The following is a 15493-nucleotide window of genomic DNA, read 5'->3' as shown; positions in this document are numbered from 1 at the left end:
GTCATGGAGTCTGCCCGCGATGAAGAGGCGGAGATGAACGAGCGAACCTGCATCGTCACCCGCCAGACGGGCACGCCGGACGATCTGATCCGCTTCGTCGCCGGTCCCGGCGACGTGGTGTTTCCCGATCTCAAGCGGGAGTTGCCGGGGCGGGGCTGCTGGGTCACGGCCGAACGATGGGCCGTGGCACAGGCGGTTGAAAAAAAGCTTTTTGCCCGCGCGTTGAAGGCGAAGGTCACGGCAGAGCCAGAATTGGCGGATATGGTTGACGGGCTTTTGGCCCGTCAGCTTGCCGGCATGATCCACATGGCACGCAAGGCCGGCGAGTTTGTCACCGGTTCAACGAAGGTCGATCTGGCGATCCGGTCCGGTCAGGCAATTGCGGTGTTTCATGCCGAAGATGCGGCCGATGACGGGGTTCGCAAGCTCGATCAGGCACGCAAGGCATTCATGCTCGCAAATGAGCTCGATACCGAGATTCCGGCTTTTCGTCCCTTCGGGACAGAAGAATTGATCGCTCTTTTGGGCGAGAATGCGTTTAAACACGCCGCAGCGCTTGCGGGGAAGGCCGGTGAGGGTGTAGTGAAGCGCGCAAACATGCTCGTAAGGTTTCGGGCAGGAGGGCCTAGTGCCAAGCGCTGAGGAAACGCGGCGATGACAAGACAATGACGACGTCACGGATTTTGGCCGGACGCCACTTTTTGATTTAGATAGCGGGAATGCGCGCTTTTTCCTGAAAGCCGGTTCTCGCCCCAAGGAACGGGAACCGTATGACGGACAATAAAGACGACAAGACACTCAGCGTATCGGGCAAGAAAACTCTTACACTCAAGCCGTCGGGTGTCAGCCAGGGAACCGTGCGCCAGGATATGGGCCGCGGTCGCAGCAAGGCAGTCGTGGTCGAGACCCGCAAGCGCCGGGTTCATAAACCCGAAGATGAGCCGGCTGCAGCAGTAGCAGCACCCCAGTCTGCGCCCGCCGCAGCCCCGCCGCGCCAGGCCGCACCGGCCCCGGCACCGGCAAAGCCTGCCGAACCGGCACCTGCGCGCGCCGAGGCAGCACCTGCCCGTCCGGCACCTCAGCCGCAGCAGCCTGCAGCGCGCGCGCCGCAGCCGCAGCATCGTCAGGGTGGCGGTCCGCGTCAGGATCGCGGCAATCAGGGTAATCACCAGAACCGCCAGCGTGGTGGCCAGGGTTCGGGCAACGGTTCGCGTCAGGATCGCAATCATGGCAATCGCGGCCGTGGCGGCAATGTTTTGCATGATCTTTCTGCCGGTGAGATGGAAGCCCGCCGCCGGGCGCTGATTGAAGCGCAGGCGCGCGAGGCCGAGGAAGCGCGTCGTCGCGTCGTCGAAGCCGAGGAAGCCCGCCGCCAGGCTGAAATTGACGCCAAGCGCAAGGCTGAAGAAGACGCCGCCCGCGCCGCCGAGGAAGCAGAAGCTGCGCGCCGTGCGGCTGAAGAAGCCAAGGCTGCTGCCGAAACCGCTGCTGCAGAGGCCGCGCGCCCTGCTGGTGAGCCGGCCCGTTCGGCCGCGCGTCCCGCGCCGCGCGCCAATGGCCAGCGCGCCACCGAGAAGGTTGTCACCGATCCGGCTGAAGCCGAGGCGCAGCTTGCCCGCGCGGCGCAGCGCCCCCGCCCGGCCGCCCGGACCAATGATGACGATGATGCTGCAGCGCGTGGCCGCAAGCCGCGCCGCGAAACTGAGGAAGACGATCGCAGCGCACGCGGCCCGGCCGCCGTTCGTGGCAAGGTCGTGCGCCCCGATGCAGCTGCCAAGCCGGCCGCCCGTCCGAAGGGCGAGGGTGAACGCCGCCGTGGCAAGCTGACGGTCACGACTGTCACCTCCGACGAGGATGGCGGTGCGACCCGTGGACGTTCGCTTTCGGCGATGCGCCGGCGGCAGGAGAAATTCCGCCGCGCCCAGGCGCAGGAACCGCGCGAAAAGGTGCTGCGTGAAGTTATCCTGCCGGAAACCATCACCATTCAGGAACTGTCACAGCGTATGTCCGAACGGGCTGTCGATGTGATCAAGTACCTGATGAAGGAAGGGCAGATGATGAAGCCCGGCGATGTGATCGATGCCGATCTCGCCGAGCTGATTGCCACCGAATTTGGTCACACCGTCAAGCGTGTTGCTGAATCCGATGTCGAAGAGGGTATCTTCGGTCGTGAGGATGATGAAAAGGACATGGTTTCCCGTGCGCCGGTCGTCACCATCATGGGCCATGTCGACCACGGCAAGACCTCGCTGCTGGATGCGATCCGCCACGCCAATGTGGTGGCCGGAGAAGCTGGCGGCATCACCCAGCATATCGGTGCCTATCAGGTTGAGCAGGATGGTCAGAAGATCACCTTCATCGACACGCCCGGCCACGCCGCCTTTACCGCGATGCGTGCCCGCGGTGCCCAGGCGACAGATATCGCCATTCTGGTGGTTGCCGCCGATGACAGCGTGATGCCGCAGACGATCGAAAGCATCAGCCATGCCAAGGCGGCCGGCGTTCCGATCATCGTGGCGATCAACAAGATCGACAAGCCTGAAGCCGATCCGCAGCGGGTGCGGACCGCGCTGCTGCAGCATGAGGTTTTCGTTGAAACCATGGGCGGCGAGACCCTGGAAGTCGAGGTTTCGGCCAAGACCGGCAAGAATCTCGACAAGCTGCTGGAAGCGATCCTGCTGCAGTCGGAAATTCTCGACCTGAAGGCCAATCCGGACCGGACCGCCGAAGGTGTGGTCATTGAAGCCGAGCTTGACCGTGGTCGCGGTGCCGTTGCCACGGTTCTGGTTCAAAAGGGTACGCTGACGCCAGGTCAGATCATCGTTGCCGGTGATCAGTGGGGCCGCGTGCGCGCACTGGTCAATGACCGCGGCACCCATGTCAAGGATGCGGGTCCGTCGACACCTGTCGAAATTCTCGGCCTTTCGGGAACCCCGGCGGCCGGTGACCGCTTTGCGGTTGTTGAGAATGAAGCCAAGGCCCGTGAGATCGCCGAATACCGTCAGCGGCTTGCCCGCGACAAGGCGGCCGCCCGCCAGTCGGGTTCGCGCGGTTCGCTCGAACAGATGATGAGCCAGCTCCAGGACACGGGCCGGAAGGAATTCCCGCTCGTTATCAAGGGCGACGTTCAGGGGTCGGTCGAAGCGATCCAGGCAGCCCTCGACAAGCTTGGTACCGACGAGGTTCGTGCCCGGATCGTCCACGCGGCGGCCGGCGGTATCACCGAATCGGATATCTCGCTTGCGGAAGCCTCGGATGCTGCGATCATCGGCTTCAACGTTCGTGCCAACGCCCAGGCGCGCCGTGCGGCCGAACAGGCTGGTATCGAGATCCGCTATTACAACATCATCTACGATCTGGTCGATGACGTGAAAGCGGCCATGTCGGGCCTCCTGTCGCCGGAGCGTCGCGAAACCTTCCTCGGCAATGCGGATATCCTCGAGGTCTTCAACATTTCGAAGGTCGGCAAGGTCGCCGGCTGCCGTGTTACCGAAGGCAAGGTCGAAAGAGGTGCCGGTGTCCGTCTGGTGCGCGACCACGTGGTTATTCACGAGGGCAAGCTCAAGACGCTCAAGCGCTTCAAGGACGAAGTCGGCGAAGTGCCGGTCGGTCAGGAATGCGGCATGGCCTTCGAGAATTACGAAGACATCCGCGCTGGAGACACGATCGAGTGCTTCCGCGTCGAACACATTACCCGCACGCTGTAATCAGCCAGATGTAATGGTTGATGGAAGGCCGGTCCGCGCAGGCGGATCGGCCTTTTCATGTTTTCGCGACCGGCTACCGGATCGCGCTATCAGAAAATTTAATTTTTTTTTCAAAGATCCGATTGCCACAGTGCGGATCCAAGCCCGCCATTTCTGCCTGATCAAGACGGTCAGTCCGGTGGCGGGCTGTCTCGCAGCAGCGGTCAGCCTGTCGGCCCCGGAACCGGGGGGCTGAACAATCAGGCACCGGTGCTTTCCTTTTTTGCCTGTCGAACAGCGGATATCAAAATGTCTCATCGTCTCAACGCGGAAATCAGTTCATCCTGGCGATATCTGGCCGGCCCGGCCGCACCTGCCCCGAAGCCTCCGCCTAGCACCGGCGCAAAATCAGCGTCTGCTTTTTCGCCAACGGCCGCAGATTTGAAGGCGCCGGACGACTCTTCAGCTTATTACGCGCAGATAGATTACGACTATGCTCCTGCCGCCCGACCGCGCGGTGGTAAAGCGCCGCCGGCTGGCGGCGTGTGGCAGGCGGGCGCGCGAAAACCCGACGTTCCAGCGCGGCCGATGCTGGTGCCGAGGGCGCAGATGGAAAAACGTTCGCATTCGGCGCCACCCTGTCCCGAACGGCCGTCCGTCCGGCTTCAGGCAGAGCCAATCCGGCTGCCCAGGGTTCGCTTGCGCAGCAGATCCGCTCCGCCGAAGCTTGAATTGTGGTTGCCGCGTGCACAATTGCGCGGCGTTCAACCATGACCCACCGAACGGGTCTGGACGCGGTTTCAAGCGTCTTGCCGATGAATTCCTGAAAGACAGTGACAGGGGCAAAACGAAAACGGACCGCATGGCGCGGCCCGTTTTTTAGTTTCCCGCATATGAGAGGAGGGAGAATGGCCGAGCGGGAGGCGGCCGGCCAGAACACTTCACGAGTTGAAGGAGGAGGAGAAGATGAAGTGTTCTGAAACTGAATTTTAAAGCGGTGAAATGGCTCCCTCTTTTTCACTTTCCGAAAGGCTTTGAAGACCCTTCTGCTGCTTGTTGAGATAATCTTTAGCGCTGGATTTCTGCCGAGGCTTTGCGCTGGATCAAACGCTTCAGGCGGTTTCCGACTTTAGGCGGATGGTCACGCGGCGGCAGCCAATCTTCCGCGCGGCGATTGACCTGAAGGCGACAACGCGCTAAACGACCCGCCAATCACGCTAGGAACTGTCCGGGCGGGTTCGAACCCCGTTCCATGCGGACAGAGCGCAAACACGTAAACGACAGAATCAGAGCCAAAATGACGAGAGCTACATCCTCGGCGCCCTCCCAGCGCATGCTGCGCGTTGGTGAACAGGTGCGCGCCGCATTGACCAAGGTACTGCAGCGCGGCGACATCCGTGATCCGCTGATCGAAAACACCGTGATCTCGATTTCGGAAGTGCGCATGTCGCCCGACCTGAAGATTGCCACAGCCTATGTGACGCCGCTTGGCGACCACGATCACAATGCGCTTGTTGCAGCCCTTAATCACCATGCCCGCTATCTGCGCGGTCGGGTGAGCCCGGAACTGAGGCAGATGAAATATATGCCGGAACTGCGTTTCCGCGACGATACCAGCTTCGACAACTACGCAAAAATCGACGAACTTCTGCGTTCGCCGGAAGTGGTGCGCGATCTCGATCACGACGAAGACGACGACAACAACGACAATAACGACTGAGCATGGCACGACAGAGAAAACCCAAGGGCCGCCCGATTTCTGGCTGGCTGATCCTCGACAAGCCGGTTGATTTCGGCTCCACCGAAGCCGTTTCCAAGATCAAATGGCTATTCAAGGCGCAAAAGGCCGGCCATGCCGGCACGCTTGATCCGCTGGCTTCCGGCATGCTGCCGATCGCTCTTGGTGATGCCACCAAGACGGTGCCTTATGTGATGGAAGGTCGCAAGATCTATGAGTTCTCCGTCACCTGGGGCGAAGAGCGTGCTTCTGATGATCTGGAAGGCGAGGTGACGGAAACGTCGCCAAAGCGTCCGTCAAAGGCCGATATCGAGGTGCTTCTGGGCAAATATACCGGGGTGATCGAGCAGGTGCCGCCACAGTTCTCGGCGATCAAGATTGACGGTGCCCGCGCCTATGATCTCGCCCGTGAAGGCGAGACGGTGGAGATGCCAGCCCGTGAGGTGGAAATTCACCGGCTGACGCTGATTGGCTGCCCCGATGAAAACACCGCCGATTTCGAAGTTGAATGCGGCAAGGGCACCTATGTCAGGGCGCTGGCCCGCGATATGGGGCGCGATCTTGGCTGCTTTGGCCATATCTCGGCGCTCCGTCGGCCATTCGTTGCGCCCTTTGCCGAAGATATGCTGGTGCCGCTTTCCGATCTGGTGGCGCTGGAAGAGATCGAGGATGATGCCGAGCGGCTGGCCGCGCTTGATGCCATGCTGCTTGATACCGCCGAAGCGCTGGCAAGTCTGCCGCATGTGCCGGTCAATGATGATCAGGCGCGGCGCCTGCGGCTTGGCAATCCGATCATTCTGCGCGGTGCCCATGCACCGGTTGCAGAACCGGATGCCTATGCCTCGATCGGCGGCAAGCTGATCGCCATTGGCGAGATCGCCGAGGGCCAGTTCAAGCCGCGCCGCGTTTTCGGTTGAGACTGGCAATATACGTTGTGACAGGCCGTCCGCATCTCGGTGCGGACGGCTTTTCATATCTTGGGCGCTGCGGGCTTGCTTTGCAGCTGTGAGGGGAGGAAGGTGGCGCGGTTCATGCCAATCATATCGAGCCTGCCCATGTTTCTCACCAACCGCGACCTTGTCGATCTCATCGAACTGCGCCACGATCTGCACCGTCATCCGGAAATCTCCGGTGAAGAGCAACAAACGGCCGGAAGGGTCGCGTCCTATCTTCGCCTGCTGAAACCGGATGCGCTTGTGACCGGTCTTGGCGGTCATGGTGTTGCCGCTGTCTTCGAAGGCGCCGAGCCGGGGCCAACCGTGCTGTTTCGCGCCGAGCTCGATGCCTTGCCGATCGAGGAACTGACCGGGCTCGATTACGCCTCCGAAGTGCCAGGCAAGGGCCATCTTTGCGGTCATGACGGCCATATGGCGATCCTGACGGCACTGGCGACGGGGCTGGCGCGGCAGCGTCCGGCGCGCGGCAGGGCCGTATTGCTCTATCAGCCGGCTGAAGAGACCGGCGCGGGGGCGGCGGCGGTGATCGAAGACCCGCAATTTGCCGAAATCGCGCCGGATATGGCCTTTTCGCTGCACAATCAGCCGGGCATGGCGATCGGCACGGCATCGCTGATGGCCGGACCGGTCAATTGTGCCTCGCGCGGCATGCGGATTGTCCTTTCCGGCAAAACCGCCCATGCCTCGCTGCCGCATACCGGAATTTCGCCGATGCCTGCCCTGGCTGAGATTATGCCGGTGCTGGCAGCGCTTGCCCATGGCCGCCACAGCGAGGCCGATTTTGCGCTTGTAACCGTCACCCACGCGGAAATGGGCGAGCGGGCCTTCGGCATCGCTCCGGGGGCTGCGGAAATCTGGGCCACGCTCAGAACGCTGACCGATGACCGTATGGACGGGCTGGTCCAGAAGGCCGAAGCCGTTGCTACCGCCTCGTCGCTGCGCCACGGTCTGACCGTTGCAATCGAATATGACGATATCTTCATGCATTGTGAAAATGCGGAGGAAGCGGTTAGCCATCTCGCTGCAGCGCTGACGGCGGAAGGCGTTGCCTTTGATCGCGGCGATCTGCCGATGCGGGCATCTGAGGATTTCGGCCGGTTCGGCAAGGCCTGCCCGGCGGCGATGTTCTTTCTCGGTTCGGGGACGGATAATGCTGATCTGCACAATCCCGATTATGCTTTTCCCGATGATCTGATCGAGATCGGCGGGCGGGTCTTCATGCGCGTCGCCCGCAATCTTCTCGGATGAAGAACTGCGCCAAGGGGCGAAGCGAACAGGCAGCAGCCAGACTGCCGGCACTCGACATTGTCTGCCTTTTGCCCTATATGACCGCCAGCATTGCAACATATGCTTTTGAATGACCTCTGCTGGACGACATCCCGGCCGGGGCGACTTTAAATCCTCGTTACACAGAAAGGACAACACGATGTCGATCACTGCTGAACGCAAGGCCGCGCTGATCAAGGAATACGCAACCAAGGAAGGCGACACCGGTTCGCCGGAAGTTCAGGTTGCCATTCTGACCGAGCGGATCACCAATCTGACCGAGCACTTCAAGGACCACAAGAAGGACAACCACTCCCGCCGTGGCCTGCTGAAGCTCGTTTCCAGCCGCCGTTCGCTGCTTGATTACCTCAAGCGCAATGACGAAGCCCGCTACACCGCTCTGATCGGTCGTCTCGGCATCCGTCGCTGATTTTTTAAAGGCGGGCGCTCGCGTCCGCCTTTTTCCTTTGAAAAGGCGCGCCAGGGGCGCGCTTTGGCACCATGTAGCGCAGGTGGCGGCGCTGCAGGAGGATTAACGGTCCGCCGGGGGCGGCCGTGCCACATGGAGAGACCCGTCATGGGGCAGGATTGCCGGCCGCTTCGCCTTAACGGAAGCGGCGAGCTGTCTTGCCCATGATGCGTCATATGAGATGAACCCGCAGCACCAGGCCATGGGCAGGCGTTGCGGGCAGTAGAAAAAGGACAAGACATGTTCAACACCCACACCGTGGAAATCGAGTGGGCCGGCCGGCCGCTGAAGCTGGAGACCGGCAAGGTTGCCCGTCAGGCTGATGGCGCCGTGATCGCGACCTATGGCGAAACCGTCGTTCTGGCGACCGTCGTTTCGGCCAAGGATGTGAAGCCCGGCCAGGACTTCTTCCCGCTGACGGTCAATTACCAGGAAAAGACCTATGCAGCCGGCAAGATCCCCGGCGGCTATTTCAAGCGTGAAGGCCGTCCGAGCGAAAACGAAACGCTGACCTCGCGCCTGATCGACCGTCCGATCCGTCCGCTGTTCCCGGAAGGCTACAAGAACGACACCCAGGTGGTCGTCACCGTTCTGCAGCACGACATGGAAAACAACCCGGATATCCTGTCCATGGTTGCGACCTCGGCCGCGCTGACGGTTTCCGGCGTTCCCTTCATGGGCCCGATCGCCGGTGCCCGCGTTGGCTATATCAAAGGTCAGTATGTGCTGAACCCGCATATCGACGAAATGCCGGAAACGGCGCTTGATCTCGTCGTTGCCGGCACGACCGAAGCTGTTTTGATGGTTGAATCGGAAGCCAAGGAACTGCCTGAAGACATCATGCTCGGCGCCGTCATGTTCGGTCACAAGGGCTTCCAGCCGGTGATCGACGCGATCATCAAGCTGGCTGAAGTTGCCGCCAAGGAGCCGCGCGAATTCGAGCCGGAAGATTTCTCCGCGCTGGAAGGCGAGATGCTGGCCTTTGCCGAAGCCGAGCTGCGCGAAGCCTACAAGATCACCGAAAAGGCGTCCCGTTACGCCGCCGTTGATGCCGTCAAGGCCAAGGTCAAGGCGCATTTCGCTCCGGCCGAAGGCGAAGAGGCGAAGTATTCCGACGAAGATATCGCTTCGGTCTTCAAGCATCTGCAGGCCAAGATCGTTCGCTGGAACATTCTCGACACATCGAGCCGTATTGATGGCCGTGATCTGCAGACCGTGCGTCCGATCACCGCTGAAGTCGGCCTTCTGCCGCGCACCCATGGTTCGGCGCTGTTCACCCGCGGTGAAACCCAGGCCATGGTTGTCGCAACGCTTGGCACCGGCGAAGACGAGCAGTATGTCGACAGCCTGACCGGCATGTACAAAGAAAAATTCATGCTGCACTACAACTTCCCGCCCTATTCGGTCGGTGAGACGGGTCGCATGGGTTCGCCGGGCCGCCGCGAAATCGGTCATGGCAAGCTCGCATGGCGCGCCGTCCATCCGATGCTGCCGGAAACCGAACAGTTCCCCTACACGCTGCGTGTGGTTTCCGAAATCACCGAATCCAATGGTTCGTCCTCTATGGCAACCGTCTGCGGCACCTCGCTGGCGCTGATGGATGCCGGTGTGCCGCTGGCCAAGCCGGTTGCCGGTATCGCCATGGGCCTGATCAAGGAAGGCGAACGCTTCGCGGTTCTGTCCGATATTCTCGGCGACGAAGACCACCTCGGCGACATGGACTTCAAGGTTGCCGGTACTGATTCCGGCATCACCTCGCTGCAGATGGACATCAAGATCGACGGCATCACCGAAGAGATCATGTCCGTTGCGCTGAACCAGGCCAAGGGCGGCCGTCTGCACATTCTCGGCGAAATGGCCAAGGCCATCACCGAGAGCCGTTCGCAGCTCGGCGAATTTGCACCGCGTATCGAAGTGATGAACATCCCGGTTGACAAGATCCGTGACGTTATCGGTTCGGGCGGCAAGGTCATCCGCGAAATCGTTGAAAAGACCGGCGCCAAGATCAACATCGAAGACGATGGCACGATCAAGATCGCTTCGTCCTCCGGCAAGGAAATCGAGGCCGCCAAGAAGTGGATCCACTCGATCGTTGACGAGCCGGAACTGAACGCCATCTATGAGGGCACGGTTGTCAAGACCGCTGATTTCGGCGCTTTCGTCAACTTCTTCGGCGCTCGCGACGGCCTGGTGCATATTTCCCAGCTCGCACCGGAACGCGTTGCCAAGACCACCGATGTGGTCAAGGAAGGCGACAAGGTCTGGGTCAAGCTGATCGGCTTTGATGAGCGTGGCAAGGTCAAGCTGTCGATGAAGATCGTTGATCAGGAAACCGGCAAGGAAATCGAAAAGCCGGCTCGCAAGAAGGAAGGCGACGCCGAATAAGGCGTCCCCATTTCACATGCTGCATTTCGGGGCGCGGGCAATTTCTGCCCGCGCCCCTTGCCTTATCGAGGATAGTTGAGCCATGTCTCGCGAAACGCTGAAAACCCTGTTCCATCCCTTTGAAAACGGCGTGCTCGACATGCCAGCTTCGGGCCGTGCGCTGTTTTACGGTGCCGAGCCCGGCTTCCGCCTGCCTCAGGGCTTCGGTGCGGAGATCTGTGCCGTTCAGCCGCTGAAAAGCCTGTTCGATGGTCTGAAGACCGCAGGTGTCTCCGTTGCGCCGGAACGTGGCGAAGGTCCTTTCGATCTGTCGCTGGTGCTGTTGACCAAGCATCGCGGCGAGAATGAAAACCATATCGCCGATGCGCTGGCCAACACGGTGCCCGGCGGCTTGATCGTGATTGCCGGTGCCAAGGAAGAGGGCGTGCAGTCGATGCGCAAGCGCCTCTCAGGCCTGATTGACGGCGTTGAATCGATGCCGAAATATCATGGCGTGGTGATCTGGTTTGCCCGTCCGGAAAAGCCTGAAGCCGCGATTGCGGCACTCACCCATCCCGCCGTCGAGATTGATGGCCGCTTCACCACCGTGCCGGGGCTTTTCTCCCATGACCGGATCGACGAGGGATCGCGTCTTCTCGGCGAGCGCCTGCCGGAAGATTTCGCTGGTCTGGCCGCCGATTTCGGCGCCGGCTGGGGCTATCTCTCGGCCATGCTGATCGAGACGGCGCCACGGCTTGGCGGGCTTGATCTCTATGAGGCCGATCACCGGGCGCTGGAGCGGGCACGTGTCAATCTCGCCGGCAAGTCTGATCACATGCCGGTCAAGTATTTCTGGCAGGACCTGACGGCCGGGCCGGTGAAGACGCGCTATGACCTGATCATCATGAACCCGCCCTTCCACGCCGCCGGGCAGGCGGCAGAGCCGGCGCTCGGCCAGACGATCATCGAAACGGCCTGTGCCGCGCTGAAGCCCGGCGGCAAGCTGATGCTGGTGGCCAATCGCGGTCTGCCTTACGAGGATATTCTGGCGAAGAATTGCCGCCAGCATGGTGAGGACTATCGCAATGCCCGCTTCAAGATCCTCTGGGGCGTGAAGTGAGGTTCAATGCGCTGATCCCGGAACTTTCCGTCCGGGATCTTCAGCAAAGCCTTGCCTTTTATGTCGGGCTGATCGGCTTTTCAGTGCGCTACGACCGTCCGGATGAGGGCTTTGCCTTTCTCGAGAAAGGCGAGGCGCAGCTGATGCTGGATACAATCGGCATGGGGCGGACCATGGATGAGGTCGCTGCCGGTCTCGGCGGCGGCGTCAATTTGCAGCTCGCCGTTGACGATTTCGATGCGATCGTTGCCCGGCTTGCCGCCGCTGACTGGCCGCTGATGCTGGGGCCTGAAGAAAAATGGTATCGCACAGAAGATGGCGAAGAAGGCCAGCGCCAGCTCTGGGTGCGCGATCCTGATGGTTATCTGCTGCGGCCGTTCAAACCGCTGGTAACTGAATGAAACAATCGGAACTTAGCATTTGGAGCGGGCGGGGAGCACATGGCAAATCCCCGCCACTGGATCATTGACCCGATCGTCAGCGCTAACTGCCGGGCCAATGGTGTTGAGCCTGTTCCGCTGAAATGCTGCTACCTGCTTCAGCGGTCCAGGATGAAAACCCTATGACCAGTCACTTCATTCGTTCCAGTGACGTTTCTGGGATGTGCTGGACGCGGAGAATGTTTGATCAGATGGCGTTTCCTTTGCCTCGTTCCAGCTCCCGCCTGAATCATTTCCGGCAAAGGACATGACATTCGCCGAGGCTTCCTGATAGGTGCCAGTCACCGACTGAGGAACGGTCGTGCCCGGGTCGGCTGACGTGCTGGCTCCGGTTCGCGTGCTGAGGATTTTCTCATCGCTGTCCTTGATGCCATTGCCCCTGTGAAACTTGATGTATTGTTCGTCGCTCATCGATTCGAGCATTTGCTTAAATTCCGCAGCGCCCTGCCGGCACCGTTCTCTCACTGCTTGCATTTTGATCTGGTTGGCTATGCTCTGACTGTCGTCAGCACGCCTGCCAGCACTTGCTGCGGTTCTGTCATTTTGTAATGTTGAAGATGATGATCCCATCAAAAAAATCCCTAGTTTTTGAAAACAGATCAACACTAGTGAATAGAAAAATTATAAAAAATTCAATTATCTGGAATGCCGGGACCGATGAGGCCCTCTATGCATTTCAAAAATCCCCGTTGCCGGGTTAATGCCCCTTTGCCGGGAAAAGCCGTCTGTTTGCGTGATGTATGAGGTCATCAATCATTGCATCATCGACCTCGCTTAGGCTGGCTGGGCTCCAGTGCGGATTGCGGTCCTTGTCCACGAGCGTTGCGCGAACACCTTCAGCAAAATCGGGCCGGAAGATCATTTTCTGACCGGCGGCAAATTCGCGTTCAAGGCAATCCTCAAGCCGCTCGGATCGTCCGCCCTTACGGATCAGCCTCAGCGTCAGCTTGACGGAGACCGGGCAACGCCCCTCGATCTGGCTGGCTGTCTGCAGGGCGAATTCCCCGCCATCGCGGCGCAATGCGGCGAGGATCTGGCTGACGTCGTCATGACGGAAAGCAATATCGATCAGCCGGTGCTCAAACTCGATCGGCGAAAAGGCCGGGCTGGTGGCAAAGCCTGCAATCAGCGGATCGAGCGCCTGTTCAAGTGTTTCACCGTCAAGGGCGAGGATGGCCTCGACCAGCCGGGGAAGGCGGGAGGCGGGGACGAAATGGTCGGCGATCTTCATGCGGATCGCATCGGCAGGCCCGACGGTTGCGCCGGAAAGGCCCATATAGGTGCCGAATTCGTGATCGGGCAGCGACAGGAACCAGGTCGCGCCGATATCCGGCAGAAGGCCGATCCCGGTCTCAGGCATGGCAATGCGGCTCTTCTCGGTGACGATGCGGTGCGAGCCGTGGGCGGAAATGCCGAGCCCGCCGCCCATGACGATCCCGTCCATGATGGCGATATAGGGCTTGTCCAGCCGGGCGATATGGGCGTTCATGCGGTATTCGTCGGCGAGGAAGTCGATGGCCGTGGCATCATTGGCGAGCACTTTTTCGCGCAGCTCGCGAATATCACCGCCAGCGCAAAGGCCGCGACTGCCATTGCCGGTTACAAGAATGGCGGCGATCTGCGGGTCGTGCTCGAAGCGTGTGATGGCAGCATGCATGTCGCAGATGATCTGATGGGTGAGTGCATTCAGCGCCTTTGGCCGGTTGATGGTGATCAGGCCGACAGCACCGCGCGTTTCGATCAGAACCGGCGCATCAGTCATCACTTTCACATCCATCGTGCCTTATCCTCTCAGACGCTGTTTCGTGCCGGATACCAGTCGTAGAGGGTAAGGCCATTTCGGCAAATGACAAATATCAAACGCGCCACAGGCTGGAGACCGGCGGCGCGTCTGTCATCGCTGACGGTGATTTGGCAGCGGTTTACTGCTCGCCGAGCTTTATCGACGGGTCATAGTCCTTGCCTTCGACCTCTTTCACCACGGCCTGGCCGCAATACATCTGACCAGTGGCGTGGTTGAAGGAGATGGATGGCGCACCGGAGAGCGACCAGCCCTTGTTCAACGCGTCGGTGACGCGGTGGCAGAAGCTTGCATCATCGGGGCCAGTGAGGAAGCGGTAGAGTTTCACAGGCTGTCTCCTTCAGGCTTTTCGATGCCTTCAGCAACGGCAACAAGCGCTTCGGCCTGTTCCAGATGCAAGCGTTCGATCATCCGGCCGTTGAATTCCAGCACGGCCTGGCCCTGCGCCTTCGGGGCGGCGAAAGCAGCGATGATGGCATGCGCTTCGGCAAGGGCGGCCGGAGAAGGGCTGAAATGCTGGTTCGCACCGGCAATTTGTGAGGGATGGATCAGCATCTTGCCATCAAAGCCCATTTCGTTGCCCTGAATACATTCGGCAACGAAAGCGTCCTGATTGGTATAGTTGTTGAATACGCCATCGACGACAGAAAGACCGAAAGCCCGTCCGGCCAGAAGCACCTGCATCAGCCACGGCACCAGATAGGGGCGGCCGAACTGCGGCAATACACCGGTTTCGGAACGCAGGTCGTTGACGCCGATGACGAGGGTCTCCAGACGTCCGCCTGATGCAACCGAGAAAGCGCCGGCGATGGCGTGGGCATTCAGCACGCCCTCCGGCGTCTCGATCATGCCCCACAGCTTGACCCTCAGTGGCGCGCCATTGGCGTTGAGAATGGCGCTGGCGGCTGCGACATTGGCCACGGTCTCGACCTTGGGCAGGAGAATGGCATCCGGCTGGCAGGCCATTGCCACCTTCATGTCTTCCCGGCCGAAATCGGTCGACAGCGGATTGATGCGGATTGCCGTCAGCTTGCCCTGCGGACGGTTGTTGATGAAGAGCTGCTCGAGATTCTCGCGCGCTTCGGCCTTGCGTTCGCGGGCAACCGCGTCTTCGAGATCGAAGATCACGGCATCGCAGTCGAGCGTGGCGGTTTTCGCTAGCGCGCGGCGATTGACTGCCGGAACACACAAAACAGAGCGGCGCAGCTTAATCCGGTCCATAGCCTTAGTCCTACCATATTTTCTATAAGTAATGCGGTTGCGGGGTGCCGAAACCTTGTTTCAGCTTATTGATCATTATTCAGAGAGACAAATTTGCATTCGCCCCTTGCGAAAGAACTGCCAAAGCGCCAGATTGTCAAATGTGAAAGGATTTTGACGATGCAGAATATCCGTTCGGTACTGATGGCGATCGTCGGTCTTGCCGCTATTGCGGTTCTGACGGTCTTTGCAGCTTCTGTCGGCTTTGCGCTGATTGGCGTTCTTGCCGTGCTGTCTCTCGCGCGCCTTTTCGCCGCGCGGCTCGAGCGCTCGGCGGTTCCGGTGCGCGCGCGCCGCAGGCAGGCACGTCAGGAAGACATGCGCGTCTGGGATGATGGTCGCGGCAAGATCATCGATCTGTAGAGCCAAGAGGTTCCTTTGGGAGCGTCGTTT

General features: G+C 60.3%; 14 protein-coding genes. 10 read left to right on the top strand and 4 right to left on the bottom strand.

The window, feature by feature from the left end:
- Positions 1-3 precede the first annotated feature (3 nt).
- The 9 genes from FJU08_RS05415 (at position 4) to FJU08_RS05375 (ending at position 12000) form a co-directional block, all read left to right on the top strand.
- Entirely contained in the window at positions 4-642 is a 639-nt protein-coding gene (locus tag FJU08_RS05415) for an RNA-binding protein (protein WP_141147945.1), read from the top strand.
- A gap of 128 nt (positions 643-770) precedes the next feature.
- Positions 771-3707 carry a translation initiation factor IF-2 gene (infB, locus tag FJU08_RS05410; protein WP_141147944.1) on the top strand — a complete coding sequence of 979 codons (2937 nt, stop codon included), beginning with the start codon at positions 771-773 and terminating at the stop codon, positions 3705-3707.
- A 1276-nt stretch (positions 3708-4983) separates the two neighbouring features.
- Complete coding sequence (gene rbfA, locus FJU08_RS05405; RefSeq protein ID WP_141147943.1) at positions 4984-5406, top strand: 30S ribosome-binding factor RbfA; 423 nt, start codon at positions 4984-4986, stop codon at positions 5404-5406.
- Between the two features lie 2 nt (positions 5407-5408).
- Entirely contained in the window at positions 5409-6341 is a 933-nt protein-coding gene (gene truB, locus FJU08_RS05400; protein ID WP_141147942.1) for a tRNA pseudouridine(55) synthase TruB, read from the top strand.
- Between the two features lie 138 nt (positions 6342-6479).
- Positions 6480-7628 carry an amidohydrolase gene (locus FJU08_RS05395; protein ID WP_141148146.1) on the top strand — a complete coding sequence of 383 codons (1149 nt, stop codon included), beginning with the start codon at positions 6480-6482 and terminating at the stop codon, positions 7626-7628.
- 178 nt (positions 7629-7806) lie between these two features.
- A complete protein-coding gene (gene rpsO, locus FJU08_RS05390) occupies positions 7807-8076 on the top strand; it encodes a 30S ribosomal protein S15 (RefSeq protein ID WP_141147941.1) in 270 nt (89 codons plus the stop codon).
- 279 nt (positions 8077-8355) lie between these two features.
- Complete coding sequence (pnp, locus tag FJU08_RS05385) at positions 8356-10500, top strand: polyribonucleotide nucleotidyltransferase (protein WP_141147940.1); 2145 nt, start codon at positions 8356-8358, stop codon at positions 10498-10500.
- 82 nt (positions 10501-10582) lie between these two features.
- Entirely contained in the window at positions 10583-11599 is a 1017-nt protein-coding gene (locus FJU08_RS05380; RefSeq protein ID WP_141147939.1) for a class I SAM-dependent methyltransferase, read from the top strand.
- Entirely contained in the window at positions 11596-12000 is a 405-nt protein-coding gene (locus FJU08_RS05375) for a bleomycin resistance protein (RefSeq protein ID WP_141147938.1), read from the top strand. Before FJU08_RS05380 ends, FJU08_RS05375 begins: the two co-directional genes overlap by 4 nt.
- A 174-nt stretch (positions 12001-12174) precedes the next feature.
- Here FJU08_RS05375 and FJU08_RS05370 read toward each other — a convergent pair whose 3' ends face one another.
- From FJU08_RS05370 to FJU08_RS05355, 4 genes are all read right to left on the bottom strand, one after another.
- Positions 12175-12609, bottom strand: a complete 435-nt coding sequence (locus FJU08_RS05370; protein WP_141147937.1) for a hypothetical protein — start codon at positions 12607-12609, stop codon at positions 12175-12177.
- Between the two features lie 127 nt (positions 12610-12736).
- Positions 12737-13816 (bottom strand): enoyl-CoA hydratase/isomerase family protein, encoded by a 1080-nt coding sequence (locus tag FJU08_RS05365; protein ID WP_141147936.1) that lies wholly within the window; start codon positions 13814-13816, stop codon positions 12737-12739.
- 145 nt (positions 13817-13961) lie between these two features.
- A complete protein-coding gene (locus FJU08_RS05360; protein WP_141147935.1) occupies positions 13962-14168 on the bottom strand; it encodes a DUF1737 domain-containing protein in 207 nt (68 codons plus the stop codon).
- Positions 14165-15061: an HpcH/HpaI aldolase/citrate lyase family protein gene (locus tag FJU08_RS05355; protein ID WP_141147934.1), complete on the bottom strand. Its 897-nt coding sequence runs from the start codon at positions 15059-15061 to the stop codon at positions 14165-14167. The genes FJU08_RS05360 and FJU08_RS05355 overlap by 4 nt, the downstream gene beginning before the upstream one ends.
- 159 nt (positions 15062-15220) lie before the next feature.
- Between FJU08_RS05355 and FJU08_RS05350 the strand changes: the two genes are divergently transcribed.
- A complete protein-coding gene (locus tag FJU08_RS05350; RefSeq protein WP_141147933.1) occupies positions 15221-15463 on the top strand; it encodes a hypothetical protein in 243 nt (80 codons plus the stop codon).
- Positions 15464-15493: the final 30 nt, after the last annotated feature.

Source organism: Martelella alba, assembly GCF_006516955.1.
Classification (GTDB): Bacteria; Pseudomonadota; Alphaproteobacteria; order Rhizobiales; family Rhizobiaceae; genus Martelella; species Martelella alba.
The sequence above is the reverse complement of the archived record's forward strand: the minus strand, read 5'-3'. Positions and strand labels throughout refer to the sequence as shown.